At 52.1% G+C, this 18,279-nt stretch carries 17 protein-coding genes; 4 read left to right on the forward strand and 13 right to left on the reverse strand.

What is annotated here, in order from left to right; genetic code table 11:
- Nucleotides 1-196: 196 nt before the first annotated feature.
- The 5 genes from FPZ49_RS22030 to FPZ49_RS22050 form a co-directional block, all read right to left on the reverse strand.
- Complete coding sequence (locus FPZ49_RS22030; protein WP_144851062.1) at nucleotides 197-1,141, reverse strand: ABC transporter permease; 945 nt, start codon at nucleotides 1,139-1,141, stop codon at nucleotides 197-199.
- Nucleotides 1,138-3,405 carry an AraC family transcriptional regulator gene (locus tag FPZ49_RS22035; RefSeq protein ID WP_144851065.1) on the reverse strand — a complete coding sequence of 756 codons (2,268 nt, stop codon included), beginning with the start codon at nucleotides 3,403-3,405 and terminating at the stop codon, nucleotides 1,138-1,140. The genes FPZ49_RS22030 and FPZ49_RS22035 overlap by 4 nt, the downstream gene beginning before the upstream one ends.
- A 55-nt stretch (nucleotides 3,406-3,460) precedes the next feature.
- Nucleotides 3,461-5,062: an extracellular solute-binding protein gene (locus FPZ49_RS22040; RefSeq protein WP_144851069.1), complete on the reverse strand. Its 1,602-nt coding sequence runs from the start codon at nucleotides 5,060-5,062 to the stop codon at nucleotides 3,461-3,463.
- 21 nt (nucleotides 5,063-5,083) lie between these two features.
- Nucleotides 5,084-5,938 (reverse strand): carbohydrate ABC transporter permease, encoded by an 855-nt coding sequence (locus FPZ49_RS22045; protein WP_144851072.1) that lies wholly within the window; start codon nucleotides 5,936-5,938, stop codon nucleotides 5,084-5,086.
- 256 nt (nucleotides 5,939-6,194) lie between these two features.
- Entirely contained in the window at nucleotides 6,195-7,022 is an 828-nt protein-coding gene (locus tag FPZ49_RS22050; protein WP_144851075.1) for a methyl-accepting chemotaxis protein, read from the reverse strand.
- Between the two features lie 213 nt (nucleotides 7,023-7,235).
- Between FPZ49_RS22050 and FPZ49_RS22055 the strand changes: the two genes are divergently transcribed.
- Nucleotides 7,236-8,312, forward strand: a complete 1,077-nt coding sequence (locus FPZ49_RS22055) for a permease (RefSeq protein ID WP_144851078.1) — start codon at nucleotides 7,236-7,238, stop codon at nucleotides 8,310-8,312.
- Between the two features lie 100 nt (nucleotides 8,313-8,412).
- Here FPZ49_RS22055 and FPZ49_RS22060 read toward each other — a convergent pair whose 3' ends face one another.
- The 6 genes from FPZ49_RS22060 to FPZ49_RS35940 all read right to left on the reverse strand — a co-directional run bounded on the left by FPZ49_RS22060 (nucleotide 8,413) and on the right by FPZ49_RS35940 (nucleotide 13,807).
- Nucleotides 8,413-9,474 carry a serine hydrolase domain-containing protein gene (locus FPZ49_RS22060; RefSeq protein WP_186445993.1) on the reverse strand — a complete coding sequence of 354 codons (1,062 nt, stop codon included), beginning with the start codon at nucleotides 9,472-9,474 and terminating at the stop codon, nucleotides 8,413-8,415.
- A 237-nt stretch (nucleotides 9,475-9,711) separates the two neighbouring features.
- Nucleotides 9,712-10,140: a MarR family winged helix-turn-helix transcriptional regulator gene (locus FPZ49_RS22065; protein WP_144851084.1), complete on the reverse strand. Its 429-nt coding sequence runs from the start codon at nucleotides 10,138-10,140 to the stop codon at nucleotides 9,712-9,714.
- A 370-nt stretch (nucleotides 10,141-10,510) separates the two neighbouring features.
- Nucleotides 10,511-11,260, reverse strand: coding sequence for an alpha/beta hydrolase (locus FPZ49_RS22070; protein WP_186445994.1), 750 nt, complete (start codon nucleotides 11,258-11,260; stop codon nucleotides 10,511-10,513).
- 76 nt (nucleotides 11,261-11,336) lie between these two features.
- Nucleotides 11,337-12,047, reverse strand: coding sequence for a PIG-L deacetylase family protein (locus tag FPZ49_RS22075; protein ID WP_144851090.1), 711 nt, complete (start codon nucleotides 12,045-12,047; stop codon nucleotides 11,337-11,339).
- 59 nt (nucleotides 12,048-12,106) lie between these two features.
- Nucleotides 12,107-13,534 carry an MFS transporter gene (locus tag FPZ49_RS22080; protein ID WP_186445995.1) on the reverse strand — a complete coding sequence of 476 codons (1,428 nt, stop codon included), beginning with the start codon at nucleotides 13,532-13,534 and terminating at the stop codon, nucleotides 12,107-12,109.
- Nucleotides 13,535-13,660: 126 nt separating this feature from the next.
- Entirely contained in the window at nucleotides 13,661-13,807 is a 147-nt protein-coding gene (locus tag FPZ49_RS35940) for a hypothetical protein (RefSeq protein ID WP_222429947.1), read from the reverse strand.
- 194 nt (nucleotides 13,808-14,001) lie between these two features.
- On the opposite strand from FPZ49_RS35940, the gene FPZ49_RS22085 reads away from it, so the two are divergent.
- Together FPZ49_RS22085 and FPZ49_RS22090 are read left to right on the forward strand one after the other, a co-directional pair.
- Nucleotides 14,002-14,706, forward strand: coding sequence for a M15 family metallopeptidase (locus FPZ49_RS22085; protein WP_186445997.1), 705 nt, complete (start codon nucleotides 14,002-14,004; stop codon nucleotides 14,704-14,706).
- On the forward strand, nucleotides 14,703-15,470 hold the full coding sequence (locus FPZ49_RS22090) for an exodeoxyribonuclease III (protein ID WP_144851096.1): 768 nt from the start codon (nucleotides 14,703-14,705) through the stop codon (nucleotides 15,468-15,470). The genes FPZ49_RS22085 and FPZ49_RS22090 overlap by 4 nt, the downstream gene beginning before the upstream one ends.
- Before the next feature lie 72 nt (nucleotides 15,471-15,542).
- Here the strand turns inward: FPZ49_RS22090 and FPZ49_RS22095 are convergent, their stop codons facing one another.
- Nucleotides 15,543-16,559: an NAD-dependent epimerase/dehydratase family protein gene (locus FPZ49_RS22095; RefSeq protein WP_144851099.1), complete on the reverse strand. Its 1,017-nt coding sequence runs from the start codon at nucleotides 16,557-16,559 to the stop codon at nucleotides 15,543-15,545.
- An 88-nt stretch (nucleotides 16,560-16,647) separates the two neighbouring features.
- On the reverse strand, nucleotides 16,648-17,760 hold the full coding sequence (locus FPZ49_RS22100) for a Gfo/Idh/MocA family protein (protein WP_186445998.1): 1,113 nt from the start codon (nucleotides 17,758-17,760) through the stop codon (nucleotides 16,648-16,650).
- 132 nt (nucleotides 17,761-17,892) lie between these two features.
- Here FPZ49_RS22100 and FPZ49_RS22105 point away from each other — a divergent pair, with 132 nt between their 5' ends.
- On the forward strand, nucleotides 17,893-18,252 hold the full coding sequence (locus FPZ49_RS22105; protein ID WP_144851104.1) for a hypothetical protein: 360 nt from the start codon (nucleotides 17,893-17,895) through the stop codon (nucleotides 18,250-18,252).
- Nucleotides 18,253-18,279 lie beyond the last annotated feature (27 nt).

Consider the following 18,279-nt stretch of genomic DNA (forward strand, 5'->3'; position numbering starts at 1 on the left):
AGAGCGGCTCAAATGATCAAATAGAGCAACTAACTGGGATTACATGGTAATTTTTCGATATAAAAAGTCGTAGTCAAAAAAGTGACTTTGTCAAATTCGACTTTTTCAGGAGCAACTAATTAAACCCAAATCGCCCTATAGCATCATGCCCGCTCGGCACGCTATAAGGCGATTTTTTTCATACAGGTACAAAAACTCACCACAAGGCCTGATCCGTAAACCGCTTAGACAGCCAGTTGGAAAACAGCAGCAGCGCAAGCCCAGCCACCGATTGGAACAGCCCCGCCGCAGTCGCGAACGAAAACCGCCCCATCGTCAACCCTACCCGGTATACGTAGGTATCGATAATGTCCCCAACGTTGTAAACCACGGGATTGTACAGGATGAAAATTTGATCAAACCCCGCCGACAAAATTTGCCCCGTCCGCAAAATCAGCAGAACAACGATCGTGCCAAAAATCGAAGGCAGCGTAATGTGACGCATCAGATGAAACCGCGAAGCCCCATCGATCCGTGCGGCCTCAAACAGCTCCGGATTGATCCCTGCAATCGCAGCCAGATAAATGATCGTCCCCCAGCCCGCCTCCTTCCAGATCCCAGAGATCACGAGCAGCGAGCGAAACTGATCCGGTGTCGTAAGCGGTGAGGTGGATAGCCCGATCAAGGACAGGAAGCCGCTCGATGGCGACAAAAACGTAAACAGCACACCGCCAAGCACAACCCACGACAAGAAATGCGGGAAATAAATGATCGTTTGAATAATCCGTTTGAAGGTGCTGTTAAAAATCTCATTCAGGAGTATCGCCATAATTATCGGTGCCGGAAAGCCAAAGATCAGTTTATAGAAGCTAATCAGAATCGTATTCTCAAACGAGTTCCAAAATCCGCTGTCAGCGAACAGCTGCGCGAACCATTTTATACCGACCCAGTCACTGGCTAGAATGCCTTTGGCCAGCTTATAATCCTTAAAGGCAATCAGCACGCCGCCCATCGGCACATATTTGAAAATGAAAAAATAGATAATACCCGGCAGCAGCAGCACGTAATGATACATGTATTTGCGCGCAAGCTTCCGAAGCGGGTGCTGGCGGACCAGCGATGCTGCAGGTACATCGGCTGCAGGCGCGGAGGGTGCGTTCATAACGAGCACTCCTTTCGTTTCCGGAATTCCCCGGGGGTCATGCTCTCATGCTTTTTGAAAAAACGGATAAAGCTCTGTACATCGTTATACCCGATTTGACGGCAAATGTCCTGCAGCGAATAACGATACCCGCGATCCGTGAGAAGCGCCTTACTCTGCTCGATCCGTACCTTAGTCAAATAATCCAGCGGTGAGGTGCCCAGCTCGGTGCGAAACAAGCTGTTCAAATAGCTGACGCTAATCCCGACATGCGTCGCAACCTCGGCCACGGATGCAATCTCGTGATACGCCACTTCCATAAACGAGGTAGCCTGCTTCAAATAGGCATTGCCATGCTTTTTCCCCTGCAGCTGCTCCAGCTGATCCATAAGCAAATGCACACACTCGCGAAGAAGCCGCTCCAGCTCCGAGCTGTTCCTGCACTCCCCGACCCGCTTAGAGCTGTAAGGGATACTCGGCATTTCATAGCCCTGCGTGTACAAATGCTGGATGATCGAGCTCATCAGCATCACGATCGTCTCCTGCGCCTGCTCCCGAGGGTAGTTGCGGTTATACACATAGCGCGTGAAAAAGTCAGTCAGTACCTCATCCGCCTGCGTCCGATCGATGGTAATAATGCGGGCGATCAGCTCTTTTTGCAATTCCAACGGATAATCGAACCGGACCGTCCCCACACTGTCGCCAAAAAACACTACGTCCCGCTCATGCAGCAGCGCTTTCCAATTCGCCGCCCGCTTGGCATCGACATAGGAGGAATACACCTGAGTCAAGCTGCCGTATACCCGGCCAAACGCGAACTGCAGCGTCAAATCGAAATCCGTCTGCGCCATCGCATTGACTTCGTCCGCCGCTTCTTTTAGCTGCTGCTTTAGCTCCCCTTCAAAATCGTCCCCGCACTCCCCCTGCTCAAAGTTGAGCACATACCCGAAATGCATATGATCCAAAATCGTACCGACCGCCAGCAGCCTTTTGCCGAGCGCCTCTTCAGTCAGGCTAAACAGCAGCAGCTTTATGCGATTATAGTCCTCGTGAAATTCGTACTTGCGCAGGTCCGCCACAACAACGAGCGCAGCAAAATAACGGTGTGGAAAAGCGATTCCGATATTCGCCAGCTGCTGCTCCGTCACATCCGGGGAGGCCAGGCTATCCACCAGCATGTCGTACAGCAGGCGGTACCGAATGATTGGCTCGCTCTGCCGGAGCGTCCCTTTGATGTGCTCATTTTCCTTCAGCAGCCGGGCAATCGCTTCACTAACAAGCGTGCTCTCATCCGCTAGACGCGCCGATTGCGCGCCCCCTGTGAACGAAGCTAGCACCTGCTTCCAAGGACGGGACAGCCTCATCGAGAACAAATACGCCAGCGCAAACCCGATCAGCAGCACGACGAGCTCGATGCGAATCACTTCGCCAAGCTTTGCACGCAGCACCTCCACATAGCTGTGATACGGGATCAGCTTCACCACTGTCCAGTCGAACTGCTCCCCTTTCATGAATCCTGCAAAAAATTCCTCCCCGCCCAGCTCGATCCGCTGAAGACCGGCAGCACCGGTCAGCTTATTTTGGACAGCCAAATCCCGCAGCGACTGCGACAAATCTTCCAGGGGCGGCCCAGACAGCACGTGAAAATCGGAGGAATCCAGCACATAGACGTGATCCGAGCTGCTCACATTCGCGTAATTATACAGCACCTCGAAAAATACGCTCCGCTTCACATTCACGATCAGACTGCCAAGCGGAACACTAGAAGTGAGCGGGATCGGACGGCCCCACGTGATGACCTCTACATTTTGCCGATCGACCGTACTGCTCAGCACTCTCACAGACCGCCGCTTCTCCTGCTGCTTCGCATCCGCGCGTTTGACATAAGCCTCATCATAAAATTCATCCAGCGGATACAGCCCTTCACTCGTGGTCAGCACCTTATTGTTCAGCTTGAAATAGACATAAATCGAGTACAGCATACTGTTGGTCGTAATTTGATTGCGCAGCGCTTCCTTCACATTGCCAAACTGGAGGATCGAGTATTGAAACGGATTGCTCAGCATTGGACTCAGCTCCGGCAGCAAAGATAGCTGCAATGTCAGCTGATCGATATTGCTCGCGAGCGTATCGGCATGGGACAACATGCTGCTCATCGCTTCTGCGGTGGAGCGCTCGTACTCGCTTTTAACCTCGTGGCTGTAAAAGACCATGTAGACGGATCCGATCAACAGGGAGAGCAGACAGATCGTAACCATATAGGACGTTAGCAGCTTATTGAACATAGGTCGCCCTCGCTCTCCCTTAATGATCGCCCACTTCAGGCCTCATCAGTGCTAGCTACTTCTTCGTCTTTTTCCATTCGTCGTTGACTTGCTTTTCGATGTCGCTGCCACCCTGCTGGTAATACTTCTGAACGAACTCATCGAACTTGTCGACAGACCATGCGCCGGTGATGATTTTCGCATAATATTCGTTCCAGAGCGTGATCAGATCCGGATGGTCGATCATCGCTTGCGTCGTTTTCCAGAACTCGTTTTTGATCAGGTTTTTCGGATCGTTGGACAGCACCATGCCCTTGATCGCATCGTCCGCCATCCAGCGCCGGTCAACAACTTGCAGGAAGCGAATCGGGTTGGAAAAGCCTTTTTTATACAATTCGGAGTACGATTCGACCTTCATATCGATCTTGTTTTTGTCTTTATCAAAGGTAAAATCTTTCCCTTCCTCGCCGTACGTCACCAGGTTGAAGCCCGGCCCTACCGCCCAATCGACCATCTGCAGCAGCCGCTTTGGATCCTTCACCTTGCTGGAAATCGCCCGCATATCGTTATACGACGGCGAGCTCTCCGCCCAGCCTTTCTTCCCGTTCGGTCCGGTCGGCGGTTCAATAACGAGCAGTTTCGCGCTTGGATTCGCCTTAAGCAGGGAGCTGTTGAGCGCTTGCTTCGGATCGCCGTCAAAGGCGCTGCCTTCAAACACGCCCACCTTCGAGTTGATGACCTTCTCCTGAAGCTGCTTCGTCTCCATAATCGGGAAGTCGGGGTCGATAATGCCTTCCTTGAACCAGTTTTGCAGCAGCTGCAGCACCTGCTTCGTTTCCGGCAGCACCATGCCCTGCTTCAGCACCCCTCCGCGCTCATGCCAGAACGTCGGAATGATGCCATAAGAACCGAAAATCGCGCTAAAATTCGGCGGCTCCGTCGTATTCGATTTCATTTTGGTCGTGGAGAGTCCGTAGGTGTCCTTCTTGCCGTTCTTGTCCGGATCGTTGAATGTAAACGCCTTGAGCACGTCGTGCAGCTCATCTAGCGTTTTCGGCTCTTTGAGCCCCAAGCTGTCGAGCCAATCCTTGCGGATGACAAAGCCGCTGATGTTCGGACCGTTGAACGCTTCCGGACGGAAGCCGACAGGCAGCGCGTAGAGCTTGCCTTTGTAGCGGAGCGTTTCGATATCCTCCTGCTTGATCACCTTTTGAATGTTGGGCATATCTTTGATCAAATCATCGAGCGGAATGATCAGCCCTTCGTCGGCGAACCGGCTCATCGTCGGAATATTGACATTGAACATGTCGGGGAGCTCACCCGAGGCAGCCAGCAGATTGAGCTTCTGGTAATACTCGTCGCCGGAGGCCAGCGTGACCTTGTAGTCAATGCCTTTGAGGCCCGCTTTGTCCATCGCGTCCAGCACGATAGGCTTGGCCGGCCCGCCGTCAGCCGGATACTCCGGTGCATTAAAGCTTCGAAAAATATTATAGGTCACCTTATCGACCTTAGCTGGCGTTGCTGCCGGTGCGGGTTCACTGCTTTTGGCCTCCGGCTGTTTCGTGGGCTGCGGCGTGGCTGAGGACGAAGTGCTGTTGCAGCCGGCCGCCCCCAGCGCGAGCAGTGCAGCGGAGGTGCAGGCGATGATGGTTTTGACCTTGGGTTTCATAGGTTTCATGGAACAAGCCTCCTTTAAAGTTTATGACTTGACCGAGCCGATCAATGTGCCTTTAACAAAATATTTTTGCAAAAACGGATAGACGCACACGATCGGAAGCACAGCAAGGACGATCGTTGCGGCGATCACCGATTCCGTCGAGGAGCCTGTCAGCTCGCCTGTTGTCTGGGCCAGCTCCTGTCCGCGGATGATGTCTTTAAGCAAGATCGGCAGCACGTACTTGCTCTTGTCATTCAAATAGAACAAAGCGTACAAATAGTTGTTCCACAGTCCAACCGCCTCCCAAAGCGCGACTGTCGCCAGCACCGGCTTGGATAACGGCAGCGCAATCGAGAAAAAGATGCGCAGCACATTCGCGCCATCCATCATCGCCGAATCCTCCAGCTCCGCAGGCAGCGTGCGAAAGAAGCTGAGCATCACGATCACGTTGAACGCCGAGATGGCCGTGGGGACGATCAGCGACCAGAGCGAATTGATGAGCCCCAGGCTTTTGACCAGCAAGTACGTTGGGATAATGCCGCCGCTGAACAAAATCGTGAACAGCAGGTACACCAACCAGCCTTTGCGCCCCGGCAAATCCTGCTTCGATAACGGATACGCCGTCGTTGAGGTCAGGAACACGCTCACAACCGTTCCAGCAACGGTGATAAAAATACTATTTTGGTACGCGAGCCACAAATACTTGGAATGAACCACCCGATCATACGCCGCCGCCGTGAATCCCCTTGGGAGGTAAAAGATCCCGCCCCGCATGGCCTCTTCCATGGAACTAAACGACAAACACAGCTCGTGCCACATCGGGTACAGCATCACGATCGCGGTCACCATAAACAGCAGCCCGTTGACCGTCGAAAATACGCTCGCACGACCTCTCACCGTCTCCCCCCTCCTTTTTTCTGTCGTGATTTGAAGAGCCGCATTCCTGAGATTGCGCTTTCACTATTGCATATTCTCCAGGCCGGCTGCTAAGAATCATCACTTTAGATGCAGGGTATTAAAAATTGCTACTGAGGCGCGAAACCGTTGGTGCGCAAGGGTTTAGAGGTGTAAGCTTAGTTGAATCCTACTGCACCATGAAAAAACAGCAAAAAACCCGCCAGTTCGGCGGGCTAACAGGGATTATGTATCATCACTATCGGGTTTTGTTCAAGACCGCAGCCAAATCATGTGCCGTCTTATCGATCTGCTCGAACGAGGCGCTCAGCTCTTCCATGCTTGCGGCATGCTCTTGCGTAAACGTTGACATGCGTCCGATTGAAGCATCGATATTCACGATATATTTTTGAATCTCGTGCAAAATCGTGGAAATGTTGGATACGGCGCTTTTACTATTGTCGGCCATCTTCCGAATTTCAGTCGCGACCACATTAAAGCCCATCCCATGCTCCCCTGCTCTAGCCGCTAAAATGGCTGCATTGAGTCCAAGCAAATGGGATTGCGAAGCTACTTCTTCGACGAAAGAAAGGATGGATGTCACATGCTTGATATTCTCGTTTAACAAATGGGAATCCTGAAGCACGCCTTGAATTTGCTCCGCGACTTCCTGCGATGCAACGGTCATTTGCTCCGTGTAAGCCGCCGCTTCATCGACTGATTCCGCCAGTCGATCAGCGCTCTTTTGAATCACATCCGCCTTCTCATTGGAAGCCACGGCTGTGAAGAAGCCGACCACTTCGTTCCCATCGTACACAGGTACGCTTGTCGCCACATAAGCAATGCCCAAAAACTCCGGTCCCCGCTCCTGCCGAACGATTTCCCCTCGGAGCTTGGAGGTATGGGTTACACTGCCTTTGAGCTTTCCATCAAAATGATCCCCCACTTCAAACGCAAGATTGATCCTTCTTCCTGGCAGCTTTGCAACCACCTTGTCCATGTCTAAGACGAATAAGTTCAAATCCTCCACGCTGGACTGCTGAATCGTTTCCAAACTATTGATTAATTCCTGGAGCTTTGGGTGCATGGCTAAATCCCCTTCATCCAATCCTGGATATCTATAATAAATTCAAATAGAATATTCTACAAATTCTTACAAAACCCTTCATGAGAAAAAGGAATGGTACTAATCGTATCCCTCATCTCCTATGGATAAGGTTCTGGCATTCATCCTACAGGTTGGTGTATGATAAAATATATATTTCCTAGTTTCCCGATCACATAATTAATGGAGGAAGTCATGTCACATTCCACTGGGCTTGCTGGGAAGCAGAGCCATCCCAAGAAAGTCATTCTAAGCGTCATTATTTTCCTGCTGATTGCGATTGCCGGGTTGTCTTATGTCAAATGGTACCCGTACTACAACAAAGCGATGGATGCAGCGGTCAAGCACTCGATCGGCGCCTCCATTGTGTCCGGCAAAAATCCGGAAGCCCCTGCACCGTCCTGGACTTCCGCGTGGGAGTATACAAAAGCGTACTATAACTCCGTCTGGAAAGCGGCGGTGTTAGGCATTTTGCTCGGCTCGCTCGTGCAAGTGCTGATTCCTACGCAATGGCTGTTGAGTGTACTCGGGCGGGCCAATTTCCGCAGTACCGCCATCGGCGGCTTGGCCTCGATCCCCGGCATGATGTGCACCTGCTGCGCGGCCCCACTGGCGGTCGGCTTGCGCAAAAAGAACGTTTCCGTCGGGACCTGTCTCGCCTTCTGGCTTGGGAATCCGACGATCAATCCGGCTACCTTGATTTTCATGGGCTTCGTCCTATCGTGGAAGTTCACGGTGCTGCGTCTCGTTTTCGGGCTTCTGCTTACGTTCGGTGTCAGCTACCTTGCAAACCGCTATGCTGGAAACGCCGAGCTGCCTAAGGAAGTAACCCAGCCTGCGGAAGAAGCCATACAAGAAGAGCACACCGGCTCCTTCTTGTCCCGTTGGGGACGGAGCATCTGGTCGATGCTCCTGCATATCGTTCCGGCGTATATTCTTGCCGTTCTATTGCTTGGCGCTGCACGGGCTTGGCTGTTCCCGCACCTTGGCGAAGCTGCCTCTAATAGCCTCATCGCGATTATTGGGTTTGCAATCGCTGGGATGCTGTTCGTCATTCCAACGGCCGCGGAGATTCCCATCGTACAAACGATGATGTCGTTCGGTCTTGGCACGGGTCCCGCATCAGCCCTGCTGCTGACGCTGCCGTCTGTGAGCCTGCCGTCGCTGCTTATGGTTTCCCGTTCGTTCCCAGCCAAAGTGCTTTGGTTCGTCGCGGCCTCCGTCGTTGTCATCGGTATCGTTGCCGGGATTGCCGGCATGCTGCTGCTTTAACTAGCACAACGCGTTGTAAAAAAAATTGCCTTCAAGTCTACGGCTTGCTGCCGTTAGATTTGGAGGCTTTTTGGTGTGAGCATACTAATTTTTCATTGGGTTACACTATCCTTGAAATGGTGCCGCTATTTAACATAATCGATTGAATGACCCCTTCAAGCACTAGATCCGGCATATTGACATCTGAGGAATGGGCAGTCATCGCTACAATCAGCTTCAAATCGGGTACGACATAAATTCTTTGCCCAAAGGCCCCACAGGCGTAGTAGGTTTTAAAAGGAACATTTTTGAGTGCTCTCATCCACCACAGATTGCCGTATAAAAGCAGCGAGCCATCAGCACTATAGGTTCCTGTTTTTGGGGTTAAGCTCTCGTTAATCCATTGAAAAGGTATGATTGTCCGACCGTTCCACGTGCCGCCATGCTGATACATTTTTGCCATGTCATGTACGGTCAATTTCGTTCCCCAGCTGCCGATATGATGATTTTGCGGGTCGACAGCCCACTCCACATCTGAGATGCCCAGCGGCTTGAATAGCTTAGTTTGGGCATACTCTAACAATGGCAGCCCGATGGCCATTTCCAAAATGACCGCCAGTAAATGCGTATCCCCATTACTGTAATTAAACCTCGAGCCTGGCTCACAGGCCACCGGATGCTTCAGCACTGCCTCGATCCAATCGGAGGAATACATCATTTGCTCGGACGAGGAATTATCCCAATCGTACCACTCCAGTCCTGAGGTCATGGTGAGCAAATGGCGAATCATAATCTCCCCCTTCGCTTCCCCAGCAAGCTGAGGGAACCAATAGCTCAATTTCTGATCGAGATGCAGCTTCTTCTCCGAAATCGCGATGCCGACTAGCGCAGACAGGATGCTCTTCGTCAAAGAATATGCCAGCTGCGGGGCTTCGATCGATACCTCATTATCGGAGGCTTCGGCGACAACGAAACCGTTTCGAACGATCACAATACTGCGTACATGGCGCTCAGGCAGCGTTTCAAACAGCTGGAGCAATCGGCCGGAATGGAATCCTTGGGCTTCGGGCGAAGTGTTTTCCCATTTGCGCGTCGGATCCGGAGCCGCCATCCTCGGATTCGCATAATTCATTGAAAACGGTTTGTTTTTCTTGGTTCCTGCTTTTTTCTTGTGCTTTTTCATCACGATCATCCTTCCGATAGGGGTCATCAATTTTTGCTGTGGATCTACTAGGGCGGTTTCTGATGCGGAAGTTCAGCTTAATCGACTTGCTTATCCGTTTCCGTTCACTCGATTAAGATCGGCCGTGAAATCGTCCATTGCTATATACAACTTGTATTATACAACTTTAGTGCAATAAAACAAGTTGTAGTGTGAAACTAAATTTTTAATATTTTGTGACAACGCCCCATGGAAGCCCTATTTCCTCCAACGCTTCAAATCTCTGTTCAGTCGTCCCAGCTTGCTTGTCAAATCATGGACTTCGTCCGAGGACCAGTCTTTAAAAATTTCTTCATAGGCACGTGAGCGGACGGCCCGCATGGCATCCAGCATGCTCTTCCCTTCGGGAGAGATTTGTAAAAGGCTGATTCTACCGTTTGTGGGATCGGGATATCGTGTGATATAGTTCTTCTTTTCCAATGTGGCTACTTGTCTGCTAGCCGTTGAAATGTTCAGCAATAACAGCTCTGCGACCTCGTTGATGCCTATCGGCCCTCTCTCGCTTAATTCACACAGCAGCAAGTACTCCGAGCGGTCCAGACCTCCCGGTCTAGGACTATAAGAGGTAGCCAAGCGTACCAGCAAAGCGAGCTCATATTCTATCGAATGGAATGCGTTAGAGTTCATGACTAATTTCCTCCGTACGGATTATTCATTCTTTCCACTATATCATAGAGAGATACCTGTTCCTAAGACTTTTGAAGCGGTTCCATTCCATACGAAAAACCGCCTGCTTCAGCAGACGGTAGAGAAACGATTGGAGGAAAATTTTACAATATGCATATACAGCCCCAAAAGTCAAATCCATCACGAATCTTGTGAAGATTGTGTGATCTAGACATATAAAGGGGATCAAGATGTTCGTGGATAGTTTGAGCTTAAACCCGTATTGGATGGCCCTGGGCTTCATCCTGTTAGCCTTGCTTCTCGCTGTGGTCGGCTGGCCATTAGTCAAACGACGCTAACCCGAACGAAGACTGCCATCTGCAGTCGAGCTTCAAAGCTTGGCCAATATGCCATGCAAGAACTGAGAAAACGCCTCATCCAGCTCGTCCACATGCTTCACTGGGGTATGGGGTGCCCCCTCCAACGGAATAAAGACGTGCGGCACGCCGGCATGCTTGAGCTGCTCAATCAATCGGTAGCTGTTCTCTATACTGACCAGCTGATCCGCTGTTCCATGTACGGTAAGGACAGGAATGCTGCCGGAATGCAGAGCCAGCTTCAAATTCCCAGGGGTACCCCAAAGATTTAACATCCCGATCACACCGCTTAGGTCGGCCTGAGTACCATAGGAGCCGTCACCATAGCACAAATTCACACTGATCATTCCGCCGGCTGAGCCTCCAGCTATGAATAGCCGCTCCGTGTCTATCCCGTATTGGCTGCCATTGGCTCGAATCCACTCCAAGGCTTGGGTCACATCGGCTAGCGCATCCGACATCGTCCCTTGGAAATCGTCCCCCGGCTGCTCTCTCACCCGGTAATCCGCAGAAACGCATACATATCCCTTCTGGGCGAACCGCTCAGCAAAGGTCACGATATAACTCTGGCTCTTGTCATTCCCTGGCCGAAACCCGCCGCCATGAACCCACAGAATCGCAGGTCTGCGCTCCAGTGTATCACCTTGAGGCATATAAACATCCAGCTTCAGCTTCTCAAGCTCTCCCAGATTGTTAACCGCCTCCGTGAAAGCTATATCCCTCCGCACTTCTATTTCTGAAAAGCAGCTGTCTACATAGCGCATACGATAACTCCTCCCCAGCATCGCTTGACTCACACGAATTGGAATAATTACACTCTGGCGCACTTCAGCGGTCAAACTAATTTTCCTGCAATAAATCCAGCTCCCGAAGAGCTTGCTCCGCATCCTTCTCCGGCCAGATCTCCCCCAGCTCCCAAGCTAAAATAAATGACTCATATCGCCGATTCTCAGGGAATGTATCCAACGGGCCGAAATACCGTCCTATCGCCAGCTTCTGTGAATCATGGGCACGTAAAGCATCCGCCTTCATACTCCATTGCCTCTCCACATCCAATTGAAAGGTGGGCTTGCGTCCCTCCTCAGCTAATGCAGCGGACATGATGTAGTACAACTGCTCAACCGACGGGCAGCGCCCGCTCAGCACAGCTTTCGTTGTCATTCGCGAGATGGCCATATGATCGGGATGACGATTGCCGCCATCCAAGGGGAACGTCACCAGCGTTCGAGGACGATGGTGATTGATGAACCGAATGACACCCTCTAAAAACGTGCTCTCGTCCGCTTCGGCGGTTTTGCCGTCCGGCAGCCCGAGATACTCTACTTCGGCGAGTCCCAAAATCTCCGCGGCACGGCTCATCTCACGCTCTCGAAGCTCGCCTAGCTGCTCACGGGACCAATGTATATAGTCGCCGTTCTTGTTCCCCGCGTCTCCTCTGGTCGAAAGCAGCATCGAGGGCGGATGGCCTGCATCGGCAAGCTGCCGAATGAAGCCAGCACTCAGAAACGTCTCATCATCCGGATGAGCATAAATAAAGCTAACATTAGCCATAGGTATGGCACTCCTGTCTTGTCAATTGTCCAGCTTGAACAAGCTTAATGGTACTGCGCTTACCGCTGGATTTCAACCTGCTGCAGCTTCTGCGCTTGGCCGAACCATACAGTAGACACGGTCTGTACTGTCGCTGCGATATAGAACGGCAGCACGAAGGCTCCACCCTCGATCATATGCCCGAAAGCGCCCGGCCACAGTACGACGCCCAGCCGAAGCATAAAAGATGTGAGTCTACTCTGCCAATTCCGGCTCCCCGCGCTGCGCTGTATGTTCATGACTACAGAGCGGCTCCCTCTCGTACCCAGGTTAAACATGGTGCAGCAAATATATAAGACTGCCGCGCCTAGGAACCAAGGCACCCAAGGCATTACAAGGACGCATGCGATTCCCGCCAATTGCAAGCCTACAACCGGCTTCACGGAGCCGTAGCGCTTCGATGCGCGGATCACTGCGAGCGAGGTCAAGCCTGTCATGAGATAGGAAGCCGAAATGACCAATCCGATCATCGAGGTCGATGCACCGAATCGGGCCGCCAGCCAATAGGACGACATGGTGCTGGCTAACGTCACAGCGATGCTGTTAAATAAATTCACGAGTGTTAGCAGCTGGTCGCGGGGGCCGAACGAAGCCCGTATAAGCGTCCCCAGAATTAAGAAGCAGAATAAAAAAACCGGGAGCAGCGCTGACCAAAGTGGAGGCATATGCTGCCGCAGCGAAAGCCATAGACCAATCGCAATGGCCACCACAATGCCCCACCCGATGAAGCTCCTCAGACTCCATCTTTGAGCAGGTGCAGCTTGCACCGCCACAGCTTCAACAGGTCCCGCCGCACCCTTCGTCTCTTCCATCTGCGGTTTTTTCCGCTCGCCACCGGTTACCTTCAGCAAAACGGCCATGGCACACAGCGAGAACAGTGCAATCACGGCAAACAGCGGCCTGTATGCATTCACTCCTGGCAGCCATTGGTGCAGGATGGGAGTTGTTCCGGCAAGCAAAGATCCGATCCCCAGCCCCCAGTAGCCGAGCAGCGCGTTCATGCCATAGATATGGTCTGCGTTCTTTCGCGCGAATGCGCCAAGCCATCTGCGCTCGATCGGCGAGATTGGGCCGCCGGAGCCGGTATGCCCCATGCCAAAGCCCGCCACAATGACCGCTGCGCATAGAGCGATGGTGTTGGTGGTGAACGTGATGAGCAGCGCCGCGGCTGCCGTAAGTGCTTCAAAAAGCAGCAAGTACCGCTTCGAGCCGAGCCGCGCGACCAGCTCCCCTGCGAACGAGGTAACAACGGTTCTAAACACGCCGCTTGCGACCAGCAGTCCCCCGACGGCGCCAGCGTTCCAGCCCAGCTCCTTCAGATAGAGGCTCATCACAACGACGGCAATCCCCTGACAAATGCTGCGAATAAAAGCCGACATCTGCAGGAGCCTTAGCGAAGCATGCGAGCCCAGCCAAGCATTGATTTTATCGACGAATTTTAGTTCCACTGTACCATTCATCCCTGCCCATTTACCATGATTTCATAATTTTACCAAACATATGTTCCTTCTGTAAAGACAACAAATCTTGAGACAAAAACAAAAAGTCCCGAAGCTCGGGACCTTCCTCTCACGCTATCTGGCGCCTCTGACTTTAAACTTGTACAGCGTACCTTCGCTTTCTCCGGACCGGATCTCATACGGCTGCACCTGTACCTGAATCCGGTAATCGCTGAACGATTCGTTGTAAGCCACCATTTCTTCCTTGCTTTCGCGGTACACCTTTAACCCCTCTAGATTTGTGTACATAAACACGAACATTGCATTCACGCCCCGTTCATCAGTATACTTTGAAATAACTATAGCAGGACGAGCTTGCAGGATGCAGTCGAAACTTGAAAGCCAATATATTAAAAATTGCTAAACTATACCATGAAAATAGTAGAAACAAATTACATGAAAAAGGTGCGTTAAACATGAAGCCAAAGCCCATTGCGCCCCACCCTTCTCCAAAGGGAAACTATCGGACGCTTCCCATCCAGGAATGCGGCGAGCCGCTAATCTCGTTAACCGGACTCTCTCCGAAAATTCAAGTGTATCCGTTTTACCATCAGACGAATATAGCCGGAGCCTTAGCCGATTGTTTCCTGCGCGAGAGCGTTGTAACGAAGCTAATCGAAGCGGCAAAGCACCTGCCGGATGAACACTTCTTCGTCGTGCTGGACGGCTACCGGCCGTATGAGGTGCAGCTGGAGCTGTATCGCATGATCAAGCGGGATATCGAAGCCAGAGGCGAGTTCCGTTCGGAAGAGGAAGTGGCAAAAGAAGTAGCGAAATACGTCGCTTATCCTTCGCCTAATATCGAAACTCCTTCTCCGCATATGACCGGAGGCGCAGTCGATTTAACGATTGGAACCGCTAGCGGCTGGCTTGACATGGGGACGGATTTTGACGACTTCACGGTGAAGGCCCAAACGACATGGTTCGAGCAGCTCAGCGAGCCCGATGAGAGGGAGCTGCAGATCCGGGACAACCGAAGGCTGCTGTACCACGCTATGACCTCCGCAGGCTTCGCTAATTATGAGAACGAATGGTGGCATTACGATTATGGCAACCAGCGCTGGGCGATGGAAACGGGACAAACTGCATTTTACAAAGGAATAGGAGAACAACGATCATGAAGCTGGTTTCTTGGAATGTGAACGGACTGAGAGCCTGTGTCAATAAAGGCTTTACCGAGTATTTTGCGCAGACGGACGCGGATATTTTCTGCGTTCAGGAGACGAAGCTGCAAGAGGGGCAAATCACGCTGGAGATCGGCGAGGAGTATTCCCAATACTGGAATTACGCCATCAAAAAGGGCTATTCCGGCACCGCCGTGTTTACAAAAATCAAGCCGATTTCAGTCCGGTACGGGATCGAGGAAGATCAGGAGCCCGAGGGGCGAATCCTTACGCTGGAATTCGAAGCCTTTTACTTGATTACCGTCTATACTCCGAATGCCAAACGCGATCTATCGAGGCTTGACTATCGATTGGTGTGGGAGGACCGGTTTCGTGCCTACCTTCAGCAGCTGGACGCTATCAAGCCGGTCATTGTTTGCGGGGATTTAAATGTGGCGCACCAAGAGATCGACCTCAAGAACGCCAAGTCCAACAAAGGCAATTCCGGCTTTACAACGGAAGAACGAGAGAAAATGACGCAGCTGCTGGACAGCGGCTTTCTCGACAGCTTCAGGCACTTTTATCCGGATCGTACCGATGCGTTCACCTGGTGGTCTAATATGCCCAAGGTGCGCGAACGAAATGTCGGATGGCGGATTGATTACTTCCTCTGCTCGGCTCGCTTGGCTCCCAGCTTGACGGACGCACAGATTGATGCGCATGTGACCGGTAGCGATCATTGCCCTGTTGTCCTGCTTATGAAGGATGAGGCGGGCCTCTGAACAAACAAAGGGTCTTACATCTTAGCCAAGGCTAACATGTAAGGCCCTTTCCCTTGGAGACACACGGTGCTCCTACACTCCAAACGCTTCCATCTGACGCACCCACTCGGAATGAACGGCTGCGAAACGGTCCTCCAGCTGCATTTTTCCCTCATCTACCGTGTGGCCGTCGCGCTCATACCAGTCCAGCATCATCCGCAGGCCTTCGTTGAGAGAAATCGATACTTCAAAGGATGGCACATCGCGCTTAATCTTCGAATTGTCGAACAAGCCTGCGTAGCTTTTTTCATAATGCAGATGAGCGAACAAGCTGGCATCCGCTTTCATCAGAAGCTCGGTCGGAATATGCACGATCTTCGGCTCCACGCCCAGAACACGTCCGAACTCCAGATAGAGATCATCCCAAACTCGATTTTCTTCGCTTGTCACATGGTACGCTTGACCAAAGGTCCGCTCGTTTCCAACGGCCCCAACGAACGCTTTGGCCAAATCAGGCGCAAAAGTAAAGCTCCAAGGAAGCTTCCCGTCTCCAAACATCAAGAGCGGCAATCCGTTGCGAATCCGATGGACGATATTATAATTTTGGCGCAAGATTCCCAGATTCGCACCGCCAACCCCGTAGGTCAGCGACGGACGAATGATCGTGATCGCAAGGCCCTCCGCTTGAATGACCTGCTGCAAATATTGCTCCATCAACGCTTTCTCATACGCATACGGGAAGGCTGGATCATCGAACAGAACTTCCGCATCCTCCTGCACTGGTGTAGTGCGGAAAGGCCGTTTATAAGCCGCTCCCGTGGAGCAGAAAATGAACTGCCCTGTACGCCCGCGGAACGTGTCCACCGTCATCCGAGCATCCTGAGCGGTAAAGCTGATCATATCGATGACCGTATCAAACGAGCGCTCAGCCATCAAGGCTTGGAACGCCGCTGTATCGGATCTGCTGCCAATTAACCATTCGTAGCGCTCGGCTTGCGGCAGCTTTTTCGAGCCCCGGTTAAAAATGGTGACTTGATGACCCGCTTCCATCAGCTGCTGCGAGATTTGACTGCTGATTACACCGGTACCGCCTAAAATTAGAATATTCATACGCTCAACTCCGCCCGCTTTCGTTGATATTATGCAATTGTGCACGTGTGCATAACACTATATTACCATAATCTGCGGGTGGTGTCGCTCAAATATACTCGCTGCGCGTATCAAAAATCGAAGGCTTCAGCTTCGCCCACGGTGTAAACGTTGTGGTCAGCGTATATCGCTCACCGGATTCCGCCGAGCGGTATGCACCGAAGAGAATTTCGTGCACGTGCAATTGCTGACGTCCAGACTGGACAGGCTGCTCCCCGGCGCGAAGGCAGCGGACGAAATGCGTTATGTAATCCTCTGTCGGGATGGACGCGATTTTCTCATGCGGCACATAGCACTCGTTCATCCCGCGCCAACTAACCTGCTCGGCATCCGGTATCGCTTGTCCCGGCGAATGGATCACGAGCGGAAGCCCGCTGTCATTCAAGGCGATCGTGCCGCTGCGCCCGTAGATCAAGGTGTTATTTTGCTTGAAGGACATCCCCCATAATGTGCGAATGACGGCATGCTGACCGCCTGCGAACTCGACGATCAGGGTCACATTGTCATCCACATCGCTCTGGACGCGCTTGCCTCCCCCGACAATCCGCTTCGGAATCAGCGTATTCACCTCAGCCATGACGCTAACGGCAGGCCCCAGCAGCGCGATCAATCGGCTGACCGGATATACCATACAATCCATCATCGCTCCGCCATGGGCGATTGCTTTGTTGTAATACCAATTATCCCGCGGCGGTCCGGGCAAGGAGAGCTGCGCTTCGGCGCCGGTGATTTTACCGATCACTCGCTCATCGACAAACTCAGAAGCAGCCAAGAAAGCTGGATTCAGATCGAACGGCAGGCTCATAAAAATCGCGCCCTTCTCCTCCGCCAGCGTCACCATACGCGAACAATCCTCGAAGGAGGTGGCCATCGGCTTCTCATTCAGCACATGCAAGCCCCGCTCCAGCGCGGCGAGCACCGGCTCCGCATGGACGGAATGCGGCGTCGTAACGACGACAGCATCCAGCTCCTCCTTATCCATCATCTCGCGGTAATCGTCGTACCAGCGCGGTACGCCGTAGGCTTCGGCTTTGGCCTGCGCGCTATCCAGCCTCCTTGCACAAGTCGCAGCAAACCGTACCCCTTCCAGCTTGGCCGCCATTTCAAAATAACGGTTGCTAACTTGCCCACAGCCGACCATTCCAAGTGTAATCGGTTTCATATCCCTCATCCCTGCCTCTCTTCGAATTAGAAACTATTACCCTATTTTACCATAAGGTACACTGCTGGCGCCGTTTCAATCTCCAAAACTATGAATATAGTATAAGACGCTACCAAATGGAGGTGATAGAATATGCTTCAGTTGAATGGAATTGTAGGCGGTAAAAACATGATCGCTGTAGGCGCCGGCAAAAGCAAGGACCTGCAAATCATAACCATCACGGTCGCAAAAGGCCAAAAGCTTATCTTGAACCGGGTCAACTTTCTTGTTTCGAACGATGGCTTCGAATTTGTCGTCAAAGCGCTGCCTTCGACAGGAACCTTCCGTGCCCGCGGCGGCTTCGGCGATTTGCGCCCGAATAAAGTGCTGTTCAATAACACGACCGGCGATGCTGTCATCCTTTTCTTGGCCGTTTCGGTCGTCAACCGCACGAGAAGAACACTGACCTTGAACCGCACGGACAGCTGGCTGTTACAGATAACACGCAAGTAAGCACCACCTCCATCCAGGCAAAAAAAA

Origin of the sequence: Paenibacillus cremeus, from assembly GCF_007786445.1 — a bacterium.
GTDB classification, from domain to species: domain Bacteria; phylum Bacillota; class Bacilli; order Paenibacillales; family NBRC-103111; genus Paenibacillus_G; species Paenibacillus_G cremeus.

Bases quoted from the DNA above. Each gene is read 5' to 3' on its own strand.
- FPZ49_RS22030 (WP_144851062.1), bottom strand. From the start codon at position 1,141: ATGAACGCACCCTCCGCGCCTGCAGCCGATGTACCTGCAGCATCGCTG.
- FPZ49_RS22035 (WP_144851065.1), bottom strand. From the start codon at position 3,405: ATGTTCAATAAGCTGCTAACGTCCTATATGGTTACGATCTGTCTGCTC.
- FPZ49_RS22040 (WP_144851069.1), bottom strand. From the start codon at position 5,062: ATGAAACCTATGAAACCCAAGGTCAAAACCATCATCGCCTGCACCTCC.
- FPZ49_RS22050 (WP_144851075.1), bottom strand. From the start codon at position 7,022: ATGCACCCAAAGCTCCAGGAATTAATCAATAGTTTGGAAACGATTCAG.
- FPZ49_RS22055 (WP_144851078.1), top strand. From the start codon at position 7,236: ATGTCACATTCCACTGGGCTTGCTGGGAAGCAGAGCCATCCCAAGAAA.
- FPZ49_RS22060 (WP_186445993.1), bottom strand. From the start codon at position 9,474: ATGAAAAAGCACAAGAAAAAAGCAGGAACCAAGAAAAACAAACCGTTT.
- FPZ49_RS22065 (WP_144851084.1), bottom strand. From the start codon at position 10,140: ATGAACTCTAACGCATTCCATTCGATAGAATATGAGCTCGCTTTGCTG.
- FPZ49_RS22070 (WP_186445994.1), bottom strand. From the start codon at position 11,260: ATGCGCTATGTAGACAGCTGCTTTTCAGAAATAGAAGTGCGGAGGGAT.
- FPZ49_RS22075 (WP_144851090.1), bottom strand. From the start codon at position 12,047: ATGGCTAATGTTAGCTTTATTTATGCTCATCCGGATGATGAGACGTTT.
- FPZ49_RS22085 (WP_186445997.1), top strand. From the start codon at position 14,002: ATGAAGCCAAAGCCCATTGCGCCCCACCCTTCTCCAAAGGGAAACTAT.
- FPZ49_RS22090 (WP_144851096.1), top strand. From the start codon at position 14,703: ATGAAGCTGGTTTCTTGGAATGTGAACGGACTGAGAGCCTGTGTCAAT.
- FPZ49_RS22095 (WP_144851099.1), bottom strand. From the start codon at position 16,559: ATGAATATTCTAATTTTAGGCGGTACCGGTGTAATCAGCAGTCAAATC.
- FPZ49_RS22100 (WP_186445998.1), bottom strand. From the start codon at position 17,760: ATGAAACCGATTACACTTGGAATGGTCGGCTGTGGGCAAGTTAGCAAC.
- FPZ49_RS22105 (WP_144851104.1), top strand. From the start codon at position 17,893: ATGCTTCAGTTGAATGGAATTGTAGGCGGTAAAAACATGATCGCTGTA.